14 protein-coding genes are annotated in these 15,821 nt (G+C 51.7%); 4 read left to right on the top strand and 10 right to left on the bottom strand.

Annotation, left to right across the window (positions count from 1 at the left end; translation table 11 throughout):
- Positions 1 to 124: 124 nt before the first annotated feature.
- Positions 125 to 1,159, bottom strand: a complete 1,035-nt coding sequence (locus EPA93_RS26645) for a TRM11 family methyltransferase (RefSeq protein ID WP_129890425.1) — start codon at positions 1,157 to 1,159, stop codon at positions 125 to 127.
- Positions 1,160 to 1,341: 182 nt separating this feature from the next.
- On the opposite strand from EPA93_RS26645, the gene EPA93_RS26640 reads away from it, so the two are divergent.
- On the top strand, positions 1,342 to 2,901 hold the full coding sequence (locus EPA93_RS26640; RefSeq protein ID WP_129890424.1) for an NAD(P)H-hydrate dehydratase: 1,560 nt from the start codon (positions 1,342 to 1,344) through the stop codon (positions 2,899 to 2,901).
- A 141-nt stretch (positions 2,902 to 3,042) separates the two neighbouring features.
- Here the strand turns inward: EPA93_RS26640 and cax are convergent, their stop codons facing one another.
- Together cax and rplI are read right to left on the bottom strand one after the other, a co-directional pair.
- Positions 3,043 to 4,092, bottom strand: a complete 1,050-nt coding sequence (gene cax, locus EPA93_RS26635) for a calcium/proton exchanger (RefSeq protein ID WP_129890423.1) — start codon at positions 4,090 to 4,092, stop codon at positions 3,043 to 3,045.
- Positions 4,093 to 4,162: 70 nt separating this feature from the next.
- Positions 4,163 to 4,657 carry a 50S ribosomal protein L9 gene (gene rplI, locus EPA93_RS26630; protein ID WP_129890422.1) on the bottom strand — a complete coding sequence of 165 codons (495 nt, stop codon included), beginning with the start codon at positions 4,655 to 4,657 and terminating at the stop codon, positions 4,163 to 4,165.
- Positions 4,658 to 5,010: 353 nt separating this feature from the next.
- On the opposite strand from rplI, the gene EPA93_RS26625 reads away from it, so the two are divergent.
- The gene (locus EPA93_RS26625) at positions 5,011 to 5,748 is read left to right on the top strand and encodes an SRPBCC family protein (RefSeq protein ID WP_129890421.1); all 738 of its coding nucleotides are present in this window, start codon (positions 5,011 to 5,013) and stop codon (positions 5,746 to 5,748) included.
- Between the two features lie 120 nt (positions 5,749 to 5,868).
- Here the strand turns inward: EPA93_RS26625 and EPA93_RS26620 are convergent, their stop codons facing one another.
- The 3 genes from EPA93_RS26620 to EPA93_RS26610 form a co-directional block, all read right to left on the bottom strand.
- Positions 5,869 to 7,596: a methyl-accepting chemotaxis protein gene (locus EPA93_RS26620; RefSeq protein WP_129890420.1), complete on the bottom strand. Its 1,728-nt coding sequence runs from the start codon at positions 7,594 to 7,596 to the stop codon at positions 5,869 to 5,871.
- 186 nt (positions 7,597 to 7,782) lie between these two features.
- Complete coding sequence (gene hflX, locus EPA93_RS26615; protein WP_242527145.1) at positions 7,783 to 9,078, bottom strand: GTPase HflX; 1,296 nt, start codon at positions 9,076 to 9,078, stop codon at positions 7,783 to 7,785.
- A 116-nt stretch (positions 9,079 to 9,194) separates the two neighbouring features.
- On the bottom strand, positions 9,195 to 9,755 hold the full coding sequence (locus tag EPA93_RS26610; protein WP_129890419.1) for a CvpA family protein: 561 nt from the start codon (positions 9,753 to 9,755) through the stop codon (positions 9,195 to 9,197).
- Positions 9,756 to 10,327: 572 nt separating this feature from the next.
- Between EPA93_RS26610 and EPA93_RS26605 the strand changes: the two genes are divergently transcribed.
- Entirely contained in the window at positions 10,328 to 10,753 is a 426-nt protein-coding gene (locus tag EPA93_RS26605; RefSeq protein WP_129890418.1) for a hypothetical protein, read from the top strand.
- A 92-nt stretch (positions 10,754 to 10,845) separates the two neighbouring features.
- On the opposite strand, the gene EPA93_RS26600 is transcribed toward EPA93_RS26605, so the two are convergent.
- A complete protein-coding gene (locus EPA93_RS26600) occupies positions 10,846 to 11,910 on the bottom strand; it encodes a M42 family metallopeptidase (protein WP_129890417.1) in 1,065 nt (354 codons plus the stop codon).
- A gap of 98 nt (positions 11,911 to 12,008) precedes the next feature.
- Entirely contained in the window at positions 12,009 to 13,367 is a 1,359-nt protein-coding gene (locus EPA93_RS26595) for an NYN domain-containing protein (protein ID WP_129890416.1), read from the bottom strand.
- A 204-nt stretch (positions 13,368 to 13,571) separates the two neighbouring features.
- Here EPA93_RS26595 and EPA93_RS26590 point away from each other — a divergent pair, with 204 nt between their 5' ends.
- Positions 13,572 to 13,907 carry a winged helix-turn-helix transcriptional regulator gene (locus EPA93_RS26590; protein ID WP_129890415.1) on the top strand — a complete coding sequence of 112 codons (336 nt, stop codon included), beginning with the start codon at positions 13,572 to 13,574 and terminating at the stop codon, positions 13,905 to 13,907.
- A gap of 161 nt (positions 13,908 to 14,068) precedes the next feature.
- On the opposite strand, the gene EPA93_RS26585 is transcribed toward EPA93_RS26590, so the two are convergent.
- Both EPA93_RS26585 and EPA93_RS26580 read right to left on the bottom strand, forming a co-directional pair.
- Positions 14,069 to 14,359: a hypothetical protein gene (locus EPA93_RS26585; protein WP_129890414.1), complete on the bottom strand. Its 291-nt coding sequence runs from the start codon at positions 14,357 to 14,359 to the stop codon at positions 14,069 to 14,071.
- 78 nt (positions 14,360 to 14,437) lie between these two features.
- Positions 14,438 to 15,493: a hypothetical protein gene (locus EPA93_RS26580; RefSeq protein WP_129890413.1), complete on the bottom strand. Its 1,056-nt coding sequence runs from the start codon at positions 15,491 to 15,493 to the stop codon at positions 14,438 to 14,440.
- Positions 15,494 to 15,821: the final 328 nt, after the last annotated feature.

Here is a 15,821-nt window from a genome sequence, read left to right as displayed (position 1 = left end):
TTCCGGTTGCTAGATCTCTCTTCTGCCTTCCTCCTGAGAAAATGTAAACTGTTATCTACATATACGCTGCAGTGAGAATAGAGTTGCTTTTCTATGAAAAAGCGCGCGGTGATCTTCACTCAGTTCATGACTTGACTCCAACTATGATATCCCTCTTCTTAATGACGCGATCAACTGCATGCGCAAACAGCGTATAGGGAGGATCATTGCGTATATGTAAATGGGTGTGGCGCTCTAGCAGCTCGCTTAGCGCCGCGCGTTCGATACGTGTAGCGTTCCAGGATAGTGCCAACGTGCCACCTGGTAGAAGCATGCTTTCCCAGACAGGAAGAGCTTTGCTGAGCAGAGAGGCGATTTCGCCAAAATGCTGGATGCCGTAGGGAAGGTCGCCGACGATGGCGTGCATGTGTGGGCCGCCGGCCACTTCACGCATGTGCATGCTGGCATCCGTGGTATTGCCCTGGGCCAGGACCAGCCAGCGCGTCTCTCCTTTGCGCCCGATTTCAAAGTGGTAGCGCCGTCCGGCTTTGCGACTTCGCTCATTAGTTTCTTTAAAAGGAATATGTTCGCCGGTCAGATATTGCTTAACAAATTGGGCCGTGGTCTCGACATCTTGCCGTTCAAGTTCGACCCCGAAGGCATCGTAACCGGCAGCAAGGGCGGTAAAGAGCGTAGTGCCGCCTCCGGCTAAGGGATCGAGAATACGCAGGCGCTCATTATAATGTGTGCTATACTCGCCAGCGAAAATCGCCACGTTGAGCAGAACGCGCGTGAAAATCTCGTTGGTTTTTCCCTTATAGCGGCGCGCCTCTGCCATCTCTAGAGGGAGAAAGGGCACAAAATGCGGCTCAATGGGCCGCAGCAAGGGACCCGTGATATCACCTATCTGCTCAAAATATTCGTATGCTTCGCTACTTGCTCCAAGACGAGCTAAAAGATCGCGCATGGGCCGAGAAGTGAGCAGAGAAGCATCAGCTGTGACAAGCAAATACCCCTGGCCCGCCAGGGTGAGCGAAGTTATATCGCTAATAAGCCTGCCGGCCGGGCTGGCCTGGAGCTCCGGGCTGGCCAGAGCTGAGGTCATATGGGCATATTGTGTACTGCGTTGGGGTCGAATTTTTAGCGCTAATTTCATAGGGAAAAGTATATCATAGCTCATGGTCCGCTCATAGAGGGCGATTATAGCCCTTAGAGCTTTCCAACTTCCCAATATGCCAGCGGAAGACAGAAAAAAGAGCATGAAGCCTGCATAGCCCTTTCCCTTGGGGCCGTACAGGCATTAAAATACATGTAGTACGAACGTGAGGCAAAGACATACTTTGTAGATGCGTGGAGGCTAGTATGCATATTGTCACTGTCGCAGAAATGCGAGAGCTAGAGGCACAGGCTGATCGTCAATACGGCTTAAGCTCGCCCATACTGATGGAAAACGCCGGCAAGAGTGCCGCTGACATCTTTATGGCCCATCTATTGCCCCATCATTCAATGAATGGCCTTGAAGTATTATTCCTGATAGGCCCGGGCAATAATGGTGGAGATGGCCTGGTAATGGCGCGTCATCTGCAGGAAGCTGGCGCTTTCATCAATCTCTACTATTGGAAAGAACAAAGGTTGCGTATCCGTGACAAGGATATTGCTGAGCCAGAGGTGGCAAAGACGCTTGACGAGGCCATCAAGAGTGCTGACTACATCATAGATTCTTTATTGGGTACGGGGCGCTCGCGTCCTCTCTCCGAGGATATGCGCGCCTTGCTCAAGCGCGTGCAGCAGGAACGCAAGAGCCGCGCCGAGCTGCGTATTGTCGCCATCGATTTGCCTACCGGGCTCAATGCCGATACGGGAGCAGTCGATCCTGGCGCGTTGCATGCCGATATGACGATAACGCTGGCCTGTCCCAAGCAGGGCTTTTTCTTCTTCCCCGGGCGCGACTACCTTGGCGACGTCTATATAGGGGATATCGGTTTGCCCGCTGACCTGGAGCGCGACTTGCCAACAGAAATGCTCACTACCAACCTTGTGCATTCCCTGTTGCCGGAGCGTCGACTCAATAGCAATAAGGGAACCTTTGGCAAGGTAATGATCTTTGGCGGATCGCTGCCATATCCCGGCTCGATCTTTCTGGCTGGTAGCGCAGCCGCACGCGTGGGAGCCGGCCTGATTACTCTTGCCGTGACTGAGCAAATGTTACCCATTTATGCTAGCTCGCTGCATGAAGCCACGTTTGCCATCTTGCCCGATGAGCAGGCCGGCAGTTTTGAACGGGCCAAGGCCTTGATCGCGCACCTGGAGGGCTATCGCGCGCTACTAATCGGCCCCGGCCTTGGGCAATCGCCAACCACGCGCGAGGTGATCCTGCAGGTGCTGGAACATCTGCGCGCCCTGCCTGAAGAGAAGCGGCCCCGCCTGGTGGTTGATGCCGATGGTTTGAATAATCTCTCGGCTATGGAGCACTGGTGGACCTTGCTGCCCGAGAATACTGTGATTACTCCCCACCCTGGCGAAATGGGACGTCTGGCCGCTACGAAGGTCTCGGGAGGCGATATCAGCCGACTGGATTTGGCGCGTGAGAAAGCCAAAGAATGGAAAGTCATTCTCGCCTTGAAGGGCGCGTGCACGATTATTGCCCATCCCGAGGGGCAGGCGCGCATCAACCTGCTAGCAAATCCCGCTCTGGCCACTGCCGGCACTGGCGATGTCCTGGCGGGGATGGTAACCGGTTTTCTAGCCCAGGGAGTTCAACCTTTTGACGCCGCCAGCGCCAGCGTGTACCTGCACGTGCTGGCCTCTACCTTTGTAAGTCAGGAGCTTGGGCATGCCGGCTTGTTGGCCTCAGACCTCTTGCCACAAATTCCCAAGGCCATAAACCGGGCCGCCGTGAATGCACCATCCTATCCTGACTGAGGCAGGCGCGAGAGTCAGCCTAGCCGGGCATAAAAAAGAAGACCACGCAGGCCATAATATAGACGGCAATCAACTGTGCACCTTCCAGCCAGGTTGATTCGCCGTCAAGGCTGACGAAGGTAAAGAGGATTGTCGCCAGGCTCAGCAGGAGCAGTTCGAGGGCTGGAAGACGAGATCAAGGTGTTGGGGAAGGAAAAGGCTGATCAGGACAAGCAGAGGCGCTACAAGGGTTGCAACCTGGATCGACGAGCCGGCCGCAATGGCCATACTCAAGTCCACGCGATCCTTAAAGGCAACCAGCAGCGCGCTAGAATGCTCGGCTGCATTGCCGATAATGGGAATAATGACAAGGCCGATAAAGGTAGTTGACCAACCTAGCTCTTTGGCTACCGGCTCAATAGCTCCTACCAGTAGCTCGCTGTTCCAGGCAGTTCCGAGCGTGGCGACCAGGAGCATAGTTGCGGCAAGCCAGAGCGGCGGGCCTGGCTCTGCCCTCTCGGCTTCTTGCGAGCGTGGTCCCAGACCGCCGGCAATCGCCTGATCCCGAGCTTCCTCAACTTCTTCTTCCTCGGGCTCTTCTTCCTCGCGTGGAGGTGGTGCGATCTTGCCGCTGCGCCGCTGGGTAGGATTGCGCCGGGCCGCGCGCACGTGAAAAATATTGAGGGCCAGGTACATAATATAGATGACAAGCATAATAGCTGCGATGCCGATACTGATGGACTGCATGCGGCCTTTGTCAGTGATAGAAATGCTGGCAATCAGAGGGATAAGCAAGCCAGCCACGGCCATAACCATCATCGCCGAGTATTGCCCGGCATCGCGGTTGCTAAAATACTGTTTGCCCCAACGCCAGCCGCCCAGAGCCAGCGCACCCCCCAACACAAGCAGCGCATTGCTGATAACCGAGCCTGTGATAGAGGCCTTCACAACGGAGATCAGGCCCTGGCGTAGGGCAAAGATACCAATGATTAGCTCAGGAGCATTGCCGAAGGTAGCGTTTAGCAGACCACCTACGATAGGCCCAACGTAATGCTCCAGATCCTCGGTCGCGCGTCCAATCAGCGCGGCCAGGGGGATAAGGCTAAGCGTAGAACATATAAAAATGGCCGTCTCTTGATGAGGCCCTCCTACCAAAGAAATAATAGGAGCGATGACGGCCAGTATCAACAAGTAATAGAGCCAACGTGGCATGGAAGCTCCAGGCTAAAGTAGAGTTGCCATAGCGACAGGACACTTCCTGCAACCCATCACCTGGCCAGACTTACTCAGCCGCGACCTGCTCCGACTCATTCGTTGCCGCGACTTGTCCAGTCTCGTCCACAACATTCACAGTGATCTTCGGCTCCAGACTTGTAGCAACCTTTACAGGAATGCTAAAAGATCCCAGCGCGCGAATCGGATCGGGCAAGTCGATAGAGCGTCGATCAATGGTAAGCTTCTCGCTCTCGCGTAACGCTGAGGCAATATCCTGACTGGTGATCGAACCATAGAGCCGCCCCTGGCTCCCGACTTTGGCCTTGAAGGTAAGGGTGACCTTACCAAGCTGCTCGGCCAGCTGCCTATTGCTCTCGGCCAGCTTCTCCTGTTTGCGCTGCTCCGCGGCAATACGCTGTGTGCGGTTCGCGACAAGGCCAGGCGTGGCGCCAGCCGCCAACTGATTTGGTAAGAGGTAATTACGGGCGTAACCATTGGCAACCTCTTTCAGGTCACCGGCTTTTCCCAAACCATCAACATCTTTTAATAGAATTACTTTCATGCAAAGCTCCTCGTAAAGAGGTAGGGTAGAGACCCGTCTTCCTCTTCATGCGATAATACGGCACCAAGTATACACCTTGTAGCCTGCGAAAGCAACCCTTGATAAATAAGTGCTGCTCTATCCAGTTCATAGTTAAGCGCTATTATCAGTAAAGACCTGTTTTTCCTCTTTTATCCCTCGGCAGAGAACAAAAAATGCAAAGCTGAAAAAATCAGAAAAACTATATTTGTCTCTATAGTACTAGGAGCGATGGCAAGCTTTATGCAGGCCCCTTGTGGTTAGAGTATGAACTCACTATAATGGCATATCATCCTTCTAAATCGCGAACTCATTAATAGAAAAGGGTGTGTTTTATGGATATTGAAGGTACCTATACTTTGCAGGGATCACCGGAGGACGTGTGGCACTGCTTGATGAATCCTCAAGTTTTGCGCCTCACAGTACCTGGCATAGAACGGATAGAGCAGGTCGACAAGCATACCTACAATGTAGCGCTGCGTGTTGAGCATACTCCCTTTGTTGGCACATATAAAGGGCGCGTTACCATTGTTGAGCAGCAGTATCCTTATCATTATCGGATCGCTTTTGAGGGAGAGGGGCACCAGCATGTGCCTGGCGTCAATGGGGATGGAGAGCAGAATGGTATCAGCGGTACTGGTAGCATTCATTTGAATGGCCGTGATGGGCATATAGTGATCGCCTATCGTGGCACCCTGGCTTTGCGCAAGGCTGATCCCCTCTGGTCCTCTGCTGTGATCAAAGGTGGGCTGAAGTTATTTATTCAGCAGTTCTTTACAGCCCTTAACGATTACTTGCATACAAGGGCGCAGGAAGTAACAACTGAAGAGATAGTTGGCGCTACTGTGCTCAAGCGTGCCGGCGGCAATATAGTCGTCTTGCCCTCGCTGTCGGCCCAGTCGCCAGAGCCTGCACGCCTCTCGGCCCTCCAGATGGTTGTACATTGGCTGGGTCTGGGGGATGGAGATCCTGAGCAAGAAAGGCTCTGGGCTACACGCTTTCAGCGCGTAGGCATTATTTCGGCCCTTCTCGTCCTGATCTGGATCGGTACACGGCTGCCTGGTAGAAAGTAGCAGCCCTTCACAGACTCTACGGCTGCCTGGCAAGCAGCCGTAAATTTTTGCCAGGCCCCACAGCGGCTGCCAGGGACAACTAGCGAGGGAGAGCATATGGGCGACCTTCAGAGCAGGCCTTCAGCGTTTTTCCAGGCGAAATACCGCCATGCGCGAGCGGAGCGAATCGGTGAGATGGACCAAGTGGGAAAGCGATTGTTGCATTTCGCGCATATTGTGTGTTACATCTCCTGTCATGCGCAAAATTTCCTGGACCGAGTTCACAACAAGCTGAGAACCCTGCTCCTGATTCTCGGCTGTCGTACAGATACCCTGAATGAGATTGGACAACTGCTCAGTAATAATACTAACAGCCTCCAGAGCTACCCCTGTCTGGGTGACCAACTCGGTTTGCATAACAACCTGCTGCGTATTTTGCTCTACGCTCTGAGAGACCACCGTAGTCTCATGCTGGATGGTGCGAATATAGGCCCCAACCTTACGCGAGGCTTCGCCGCTATGGGCGGCCAGTGTGCGCAACTCTTGCGCGATGACCGCAAAGCCCTGCCCGGGCTCGCCGGCTCGGGTCGCTTCTATGGCCGCATTGAGCGCTAGATGATGCATACGGACCGTTAGATCAGTGATGGCCAGCACCGTCTCATTGATGCCCTGCCCGCTCTCGCTAAGCGACTTCATAGTACGTGCCGATTGCATAGTTGCTTCGCGCACCATTCCCATACCATCAACTGCGCGATCAACCGCGCCCTGAGCCTCCATGGTTACATCGACTGCCTCAACCGCAGTTTTTGAGAGCAAAGCTGCCCTTTCTGAGACCTGATGCATACGGCTGGCAAGATTATCAATCACCTCAGAGATCTGATGCACTTGCTGCTCTTGCTGGCTGGTAGAGTGAACCAGAAGCTCAGAGCTACGCTGCATACTGTGGGCATGCTCATCGACGGCTTGCGTGACCAATTGCATACTACCGACGATAGAACTTACCTCTTCGATCATGACGTTAAGCGCGTCCACGATTGGCTGCAGCTTAGGATGGGTAGAGCGCATACGTATGCGTAAATCGCCGCGCTGCAAGCGTTGTACGTCATCGCGCAACTGGGCAATGCCATTCTCAAGCGCGATCCGCTCCTCCTCACTTTCGGTGAAAATACGCGCGTTATCAATGGCAATTGCCGCCTGGTTGGCAAAGAGCTCGACAGTCTCGATGCTCTCCTCGGTTGGAATATTGCCATCCTCGGGATCGTCAAGAGAGAAGAGGCCGACCACCCTTTGCTCGCGCGGGCTCAGGAGGGGCACAAAGAGCATATCATCAGGGTGCCAGCCGCCCGGCTTATAGCTTTCCAGCGGGAGTATTCTTACCTGGCCGCCATCCTCAAAAACGTTGCCGTGTTCATGCGAGATAAAATAGCTTTGACTGATGCGATATTCTGGACGCATAATTACTTCCAGAACCTCATGCACAGGAGAGGGTTGCAGGCGGGCCTGTAGCTCTTGCTCCTGCTCGGCCGAAAGACCGACGTAGGCCACTGGCGCGATCCGCTGCTCCTTTTCATCTACCAGATGGATGCCCAGAGCCCGAAATCCTGTACAGACTGTAATAGAGGCGGCGATCTGCTGCAGGACCTCTTCCAATCTCAGGTCCGCACGCAGAAGATTATTCAGGCGCAGCAGTTCTTTGATATGACGCGTATGACGCTGCTGAGCATCAAGCGATCTGGCCTGTGGGGACTCAATGACGTTTTGTGAGTTGTTATCGGGCGCATGGCCGGTTTCTGTTTGCGCCTCTTGCGAAGACGTACGTAAGCGAATACGTAAAGGAACGAATGTACTTTGTGGCTTTCGTTCTGCCATCAGCTACTCTCACTTCTTTAGGAAGACTTGACGGTTCCCTGTGCTTGCCACTGATGACAATAGCACATTTAGCTATATGCCTACAAGTATGGTAGCACTTCTTGGGTAGTGTGGCAATATTTCTTGTTTTGAGCTTCAGTCACCTGCCGTCTCGGTCTGAAAAAGAGCAAGCCGAGACGGCCAGGATCAGCTCAAGATTCGGGCGTAAGGCTTATAGAAATCGTGAAGAGAGGAGGGGATGCGTCCGGCAATGAAAACCCCCTCGTGCTCGTGTTGCTCGTGCTCCACATGGCCACGGCGATGGAAAAGCTCGATAAGTTGACCTCTGGTAAAGGGAATCATGACCTGGATGGTCTCCATATTGTTAGCCAGCACCTCAGCAATTTTGGCGCGTAGCTCATCAAGCCCGCTTTCGCGTATTGCCGAGACCGGAACTGCATTTGGATAGAGACTGATGTCGAGTTCGCTAGGCTCATCGAGAAGATCGATTTTGTTGAGCGCGGTCACGCGTGGCTTATTGGTAGCATCCAACTCCGTGAGGATATCATTCACGGTTTCGCTCTGTTCAATAGCGTTCTCATGGCTGACATCAACAACCTCTAGCAAGAGATCTGCCTCAATCACCTCTTCGAGCGTCGCGCGGAAAGCCGCAATAAGCTTCGTCGGCAATTTCTGAATGAAGCCAACAGTATCGGTAAGCAAAGCTTCCTGATTCCCGGGTAAGACTGTATGGCGGGTAATTGGATCGAGAGTCGCAAAGAGCTTGTTCTCGGCCAGCACTTCGGAAGAGGTAAGTGCGTTGAAGAGCGTAGATTTGCCGGCATTGGTATAACCAACTACGGCAACCACAGGAATGGCTTGCGCCGTCCTTTGCCGCCGATGCAAAGAGCGTTGGGCCCGTACTTCCTCGATTTCTTCCTTTAACTCAGAGATGCGCCTGCGAATGCGTCTACGATCGAGCTCTAGCTTGGTTTCACCGGGGCCGCGCACACCAATTGCACCGCCAGTTCCGCTGCTGCCCGCGCTGCGTGAGCCGCCAGCCTGCCGTGAGAGCCCAATACCGTGGCCGGTCAGGCGCGGGAGGCGATACTCAAGCTGAGCCAGCTCAACCTGTAGCCGACCTTCACGCGTATGGGCATGTTGGGCAAAGATGTCAAGAATGAGGGCTGTGCGATCGACTACCCGCGCTTCAAGGAGCTGCTCCAAGCCCCGCTGCTGGTTGGGCGAGAGCTCATCGTCGCAGAGCACAAGCTCAAAATCGAGCTGCTTCTCCAGATCCTTCAATTCCTGAGCGCGTCCTTTGCCGACGTAGGTCACCTGGTCGGGATGGGGCAGGCGCTGAATCATCCTGCCAACCACAGTTGCACCGGCCGTATGGGCCAGCGTGCCTAGCTCGCTGATCGAGTCTTCGGCGCTCCACATGTTGTCATGATCAGCAGTTTCAACCGCCACAAGATAAGCGCGCTCAGGGCCGCGATTCACTCCAGTATCAATGAGACGATCTTGCTTTACCGTAGTTTACCTCCGATTCTCTTGTGTATTAACATATCTATGTGTATTGTATGTAGCCGGTAGCGAGAACGCAAGCTCTCTCTTGCTCAGTGTGGAAACTGCGGCAGTCCTGGCAGCTGTTTAATAAAGAAGCTATTAACCTGCGCGAACAAGCTTTTGGTGATTGCCTCATTGTAAAAGTCGTGCCAGGCCCTGAACTGATCGACCTGAATAGTGAGTCCACCGGGCACAAGCCGCGAACCCTGCTGGATGGTGCCCTGTACATTTTGTAAGAAGCTGCCAAGCACTAGCAATAAAATGAGCCAGATGAGCCAGGCTTCGATAAAGCCCACAACGCCTCCTAGCAGAGCGTCGCCAAAGCCGATGACCGGAATCTGCTGCACAACCCCACGAATAACTGTACCGATAATATGAAGAATCAAAATGCTGCCAAAGAAGAGCACAATATAGGAGATGAGAGGCGTTGCTGAGAGGCCATTGGCGGCCAGGAGCTGCGTAAAGCGTGGGCCAAAAAAGTAAACTATGCCAAAGGCAATTGGGATACCAATCAAATTGATAATGCTAAAGAGGGCGCCATTGCGCAATCCGTTAAAGACGAGCAAGGCTACAGTTGCTAAGAACAGGATGTCGATAAATCCAAAAGACATAGGTCTAATCCTCCAGAAGTCATAGTGCTAAACATAGTTGAGGCTATTATCTCACATACGAAGACGGCGCAGTGCGGTAACTCGTAACACCGCAAACGTGATTTAGAGCACTCTTCCATAAAGATCAATCTATTCTTGTATAAAAGATGTATTTCTCAAGCACCTACCTGATCCAATATACGGCCATGGAATCGGCAAGGTTGCGTCTTGACATGAAAATAACGATGTGCTATATTGATGATAGCGATTAGCAATAAAGAAATCATGTCGGACCCGGAGGAGGCGGAGAGTTAGAAGGTTGGTGACTAGTAATGATATACTATAGTATAGGTTAACATAGATAAATATGATTTCCCTCAGCTGCACTTAATAAATATTTAGTTCATCAAGAACCTCAATTTGCCGGGAGAGGAAGTGATGGGAAGCAGGAGCGCGAGAAGCAGTAAGAAGAGAAACCTTTAACCTGACGTAGGCAAAGATGTGTATAGATTTATTTGATTGCTTGAGAAATGGGTTGCATTCGAGATCGAGAAGCGCCCAGTGTTTTACGGGTTTTGTGAAGGAGAGAAAAAGTGTACTATCACAATCAGCAAGGATGGCGACGCTCAAGGCGTATGCGTGGCATATATGGCTTCCCATGGATGATTTTTGTGTTTATTATGATCTTCTCTCACTCTGCCTTCGGCTTTATGCTCGCCATAGGCATTGCGATTGGGCTTAGCATTCTCTTTGCCGCCTTGATGAATGGGGGAAGTCCCTGGACCGCCTCCAGGATAGGATATCGGCAGCCATATCAGCCTCCGCTTTATCAGGCGCCATATCAGCCGGTTTATCGGCAAGAGGAGCAGCCATATCAGTCCTATGAGCAAGGATATCGCGTTGTAGAAGAGCCATATCGGCCTGCCGAGGCCAGCAATGCGGAGCGCGAGAGTGCTTATCAAGAGTATGAGCAGCCACAATCGCAATATCCGGAGCAAATGCCGCCCATGCAGCACTAGCCGGTAGGCGAGAGCTGCAAGATCTGAAGGAGAATACAAAGTGAGATCACCGAACTCTGTGTGAGCTCAAGTGATCTCACCTCCTGCTGATCTTAGGGGATCACATTCACATTTTTGTCAAGCGCCAGGACAAAACGCGCAATCAGCTCAGCCGACTCATCTATATCCTTAAGCGAAACGATTTCCGAAGCTGTATGCATATAGCGTAAAGGCAGACTAACCAGGCCAGTTGCTACGCCGCTGCGCACAACCTGAATTACATCGGTATCGGTACCCGTGCTATCGGGCTGCGAATCGATCTGATAGGCCAACCCCGCCTCTTCAGCTGCCTTAATCAGCAACTGATACACGCGTGGATTGATATTTCCGCCCACAGTCAGCACGGGACCGCCATTGAGCTTGATATCTCCCAGCTCCTGCTTGGAGACCCCTGGATGATCGCTAGTAAAGGTTACGTCCACAGCAATCGCGATAAGAGGATCGACACCAAAGGCTCCCGTCCGTGCGCCACGCAGGCCAACCTCTTCCTGAACCGCCGACACAAAGAAAACGCCAGCCTGCAGAGCCTCGCGCTTCTCATGAATGCGGCGTACAGCCTCCACGACTGTAAAGATGCCAGACTTATCGTCAAGAGCGCGCGAAACCAGTAGATTGCCGTGCAGGGGCTCAAGTTCAGCCGCGCGCGTCGCAAAGCTGCCAAGAGGAACCCGTTTGAGCGCCTCTTCCTTATTTGCGGCCCCGATATCGATCCATAGATCTGATAGCTTAGGCATTTTGTCGCGATCGTCACCGTGCATAATATGAACTGGTTTGCGGCCAATCACCCCAATTACGGGGCCGGAAGGAGTAAGAATCTTCACGCGATTGCCTGGTAGTGTAGCGGGATCGAAGCCCCCAATAGGGGCGAAATAAAGGAAGCCCTGCTCATCGATATAGCGGATCAAGAAACCAAGTTCGTCACAGTGAGCGGTAAGCATAACGCGGGGTTCGCCAGCTGCATTGAGGGAAGCTATCACGTTGCCGTGAACATCTGTACGTACCTCATCGGTATACTGGCGGACCTCCTCGCGTATAACCTGCTGGACCGCCTGTTCAGCTCCCGAGGGGCTGGGCGCGGAGATCATGTGGCGCAAAAAAGAAACACGAGCTTCGTCCATAGGAATAATAAACCTCTCTGTTTATGAGAAAACAACATCGAAGCAAAAAAAACAGGCCCCAACAAACGAGTGCGGGGCCTGTTTTTAACTCTTTTGTATTAGCGAACGAACTGCTTGAGCACCTCATCTACCCCGGGATGCAAGCGGTTCAGACGTAAATCTTCGGCACCGGTTGGGTCAGTCTGCACGAGCAAAATACCCTGTTGGATACAGGTATTTAAGAGTTCGCGGGCGGACTCACGAGTAAGCCGTCCCCGGAAACGGTTTTTAGGATTGACCGGATCGCCAATAAAATTAGAGACACCAATAATTGTACGCCAGGACCAGTTACGGTCGATATAATCTAGGAACTGCAAGAATTGTGGATCAAGAGCATCCATAGGTGACGTACCAAATGGTGGTTGGAATTGAGAATTGGTAGTACCGGAGAAATTGATAGCGGGTATAGAGCCAGTAGTACCACCAGACATTTGGGCATAATTAGAATTAGTGACAGGAAGCGCACCTGTATTACCAGAACTTCCACTTCCACCGGGTACTAACGGAACAAATTGATTTGCACTGCTTATGAGATCTCGGCTGACGGTTCCTGGAATACCTACAACAATAACAGTTTTGTTCAAACGTAGCTTTAGACGGGCACTGATACGAGTGAAATCTTTATCCCCAGTCATCAAAACGAAAGTCGTGATGGTGGGACGATCAAAAACGGTTTCAATGATATCCATCAACATATTTAAGTCAACGGTACTTTGCACGACGGTGCTTTGCACGATCGTGCTATTGCCGCTAGCGTTGGCGTTGACGGCAGCCATATGACCAGTATTGCCAGCATGCGGAATAGACGTAGTGGGATATCCTAAAGGACCGGTAGTACTCTGCCCAAGAGGGCCAGTTGGATTGGACTGACCATATTGACCAGAGATATTTTGCCTGTAGGACTCGCGCTGCTGGTACTCGGACAGGCTATAGCCTTCCTCAGTAGGTTGGTCATCTTCCGCTAGAAGGTTGTCATCAAGCTCGCCTTGCATCGGGATAGATGTATCAGGGTCGGAAGACCAGCCATTTTGCATATTGGGCTGAATAGCCGGAAGGTTACCAGAACTCCCAGTGACGCCATTAGGCCATGGCTTCGTATATGATCCCTGCTCGGCGACATAACTTGGAGTCGTAAGAGAGCCTGTAGGAGTATTTCCGGAATAGTGGATCGTCCCCATCCGGATACGATCGCGCTGTTTGGCCGGGCAATCGACCCGATCAATCATCGCCGCCGTTAAACTGCCTTTAAAAGGCTCTGGTTGTCGAGACCAGTCCGCATAAGCGCGGGCGACCATAACAGTGCCATAGCGACGGGCAACCGCAATGAGTTCCTGGGGATCAGGCTCCCGCCGTTGAATATTCAGCATACTGTATCGTATGTTCTCAAAGTCAATGAATAAAGCAATATCTTCGGGCACAACCTTCTCCTCTCATAGGGAGAAACCGCGCAGGCCAAGATTTATGATTGTTCAGGTGCTCGGACAACCTTGCAGTGTATCCTATAGCTATGAGCATATCATACTTTAATAGCAAAGTCGAGAGGTCTGCGCTTTACTTTGCGTACCTACTATGGTATATTCTGTAGTTGAGAAAAAGACATGACTAGCAAAAGAGTTAAAGCAATGGAGCTAACAAAATCCAATCATCTAGATGATGCTGTTTGCCCAGTAGCCCGGACCGCCGATATTATTAGCGGCAAATGGACTTTACTCATTATCCGCGATTTGGCTGCTGGTGTCAAACGTTTTAATCAGCTTGAACGCTCTCTTAATGGTATTAGCCCAAAAACGCTTTCTGAGCGTTTACGCTCCCTTGAAGAGGAAGGCATCATTACGCGTCGGACATTTGCCGAAGTGCCTCCTCGCGTCGAATATTCGCTTACTGAGAAAGGGCTAGATCTCGTATATGTAATTGAGAGTATGCGTAGTTATGGGAAGCGTTGGCTCTGCAATCAATAGAAGTGGTTATATCTCCGTCCTGATCCCCCCTTTTTTTAAAGATACTGTTTTTCACAATTTTTTAGAAGAGCTAGTATAGTTCATGACATAAGAACCGGAGGAAGGCCTCCGGTTCTGTACTCCTTGCTAAAACGCGCTATAGCCATTCTGAAAGAAAAGAGTTAATGGGTAGCGCCAACCAATTCACGGTTGTGATCAGTCAGGAAGCGGTGAAGCAGGCCTGTTGTCTGTGTCGTGGTGTGCTCTTCCTCCTGACCCTCTGATCTATTCACCAATTCGTACAGACTGGCAACATCATAGCGCATCTGTACTTGCAGCTGGCCGTCACTATTAAACCCTTCTACGAAGAGACCGTCCTCTTCCTCGTGGATTGCGATACTCTTCACGCCGATCTGGTCTAACACCTGACCGACTGCATGCAAGATACTCGCATAACTGAATGTGGCCGGCATTGATACCTCCCTAAATAATTGGAGATGAAATTTTCTCTAGTTACAAGTAGACAACACTGTCAAACTGCAACACCCACCTTAATTTGGCGGTTTGTCAGCCTCCAAAGTCCATACTATATGCACTCCGACAATTTTAGCATAACATTCCGTAAACGTCAAGCTAGCGCTTGCTGCCGCTTCCGTTGGCCATAGCTCCCCCTGTTCCCAGGCCTGGTTATAGTTTTGAGAAGATTCAGTTGTCTCTTTATCAGGAGCATTGAGTATTTCAATAGCTTTGAGGCGCCAGAAGCGCGCGCTGGCCGGGCGCTTGAGCGATAAGAAGTGCGCAAGAGCCTCATCCGTCATATCTGGTTGCGTTTTGAGTGCTTCAATGGTCATCTGCAATTTATCGGGATTTCCCTCGGGCGGTGCACTTGCAGCCGGGGTTTTGCTCTGACCTTTACCGAAAGCCGGCTGCTTGGGATCGCTCTCCAGGGTCACGAACTGCCCCGTGATGGGACGCTGGGCTTCGTTCTTTGGCGAGGCTGGGCTCACCGGAGCAGCTTCGTCGCTCGGACGGCTGGTCACGGCTGTAATCAGACTCGTGGGCGTGAGCCGTGAGCCGTTGCTGAGCGCCCGGCGCAAGGTGGCTATCGGCAGATGCGTTTGCCTTGATAGTTCGTTGAGGGCGTTTAGCTGGAGAACCTTTTCTTTCTTTTCGGCTGTCGCTGTATCTGTAATGGTTTCGGCCATCATGGTATAGACGATACCCAGCAAGGGAAAGGCGCTGGCCATAAAAGGAAAGATGTTGGTTAGCCAGGGGGCCGCAGCTTCGGCCGAGCTGAGCATGTTCGTGCTATGAAATTGTTTGGCGTATGCCCAGTTCACGGCCCAGGAAAAAAACGTGCACATGATAATTAATAGCCAGTGTTGCCAGACTGCTCTTGCCGTATGATATTGGCGATACCTTTGAAATGCTGTCCATGAAAGAAGATAAACTGTGACATCAATACTTATAGCGATTGCATAACTTACCGCCCACCACCATATACCCTCTGGTCCCTGCGATGGCTCGAAGGAGGCGAAAAAGTAGGCGACGTGAGGAATAGATGCTGCTAGAAATACAGCGAAGGCGATCCAGAAGAAATATTTCATATAGTGCTGTATCCTCCACAAGATTAACCCCTGACACACGTAACATTGATAAAGAGTACCTGTTGAATAGGTGGGTGTCAATCCCTATTTGGCTATTGTTAGTACTATAAGGCTAAAAATTGAATTTTTATCACTTCTAAGTATATCTACTGCTATCGATGTAATATTATGTAAAGATGGCTTGAGAGGTTTCTGGTCCTGCTTTCTTGGCCTGCTTGGCTGATATGCCTGGCCAACGGGATGTTCCAGGGACCACTAAATAGATTGCTTGTTGCTCAGTCTCGGGACGCAGGGGATACGTTTTCAGCTTCAGGAGGCTGCCTTGTTC

The sequence above is a fragment of the Ktedonosporobacter rubrisoli genome (assembly GCF_004208415.1).
Lineage (GTDB): Bacteria > Chloroflexota > Ktedonobacteria > Ktedonobacterales > Ktedonobacteraceae > Ktedonosporobacter > Ktedonosporobacter rubrisoli.
Note: the sequence above shows the minus strand (reverse complement) of the source record. Positions and strands in the feature narration are given on the sequence as shown.

What these genes read in the sequence shown, in the direction of transcription:
- EPA93_RS26580 (WP_129890413.1), bottom strand. Translation starts at nt 15,493, where the DNA reads ATGAAATATTTCTTCTGGATCGCCTTCGCTGTATTTCTAGCAGCATCT.
- EPA93_RS26610 (WP_129890419.1), bottom strand. Translation starts at nt 9,755, where the DNA reads ATGTCTTTTGGATTTATCGACATCCTGTTCTTAGCAACTGTAGCCTTG.
- rplI (WP_129890422.1), bottom strand. Translation starts at nt 4,657, where the DNA reads ATGAAAGTAATTCTATTAAAAGATGTTGATGGTTTGGGAAAAGCCGGT.
- cax (WP_129890423.1), bottom strand. Translation starts at nt 4,092, where the DNA reads ATGCCACGTTGGCTCTATTACTTGTTGATACTGGCCGTCATCGCTCCT.
- EPA93_RS26620 (WP_129890420.1), bottom strand. Translation starts at nt 7,596, where the DNA reads ATGGCAGAACGAAAGCCACAAAGTACATTCGTTCCTTTACGTATTCGC.
- EPA93_RS26600 (WP_129890417.1), bottom strand. Translation starts at nt 11,910, where the DNA reads ATGGACGAAGCTCGTGTTTCTTTTTTGCGCCACATGATCTCCGCGCCC.
- EPA93_RS26640 (WP_129890424.1), top strand. Translation starts at nt 1,342, where the DNA reads ATGCATATTGTCACTGTCGCAGAAATGCGAGAGCTAGAGGCACAGGCT.
- EPA93_RS26590 (WP_129890415.1), top strand. Translation starts at nt 13,572, where the DNA reads ATGGAGCTAACAAAATCCAATCATCTAGATGATGCTGTTTGCCCAGTA.
- EPA93_RS26625 (WP_129890421.1), top strand. Translation starts at nt 5,011, where the DNA reads ATGGATATTGAAGGTACCTATACTTTGCAGGGATCACCGGAGGACGTG.
- EPA93_RS26585 (WP_129890414.1), bottom strand. Translation starts at nt 14,359, where the DNA reads ATGCCGGCCACATTCAGTTATGCGAGTATCTTGCATGCAGTCGGTCAG.
- EPA93_RS26645 (WP_129890425.1), bottom strand. Translation starts at nt 1,159, where the DNA reads ATGAGCTATGATATACTTTTCCCTATGAAATTAGCGCTAAAAATTCGA.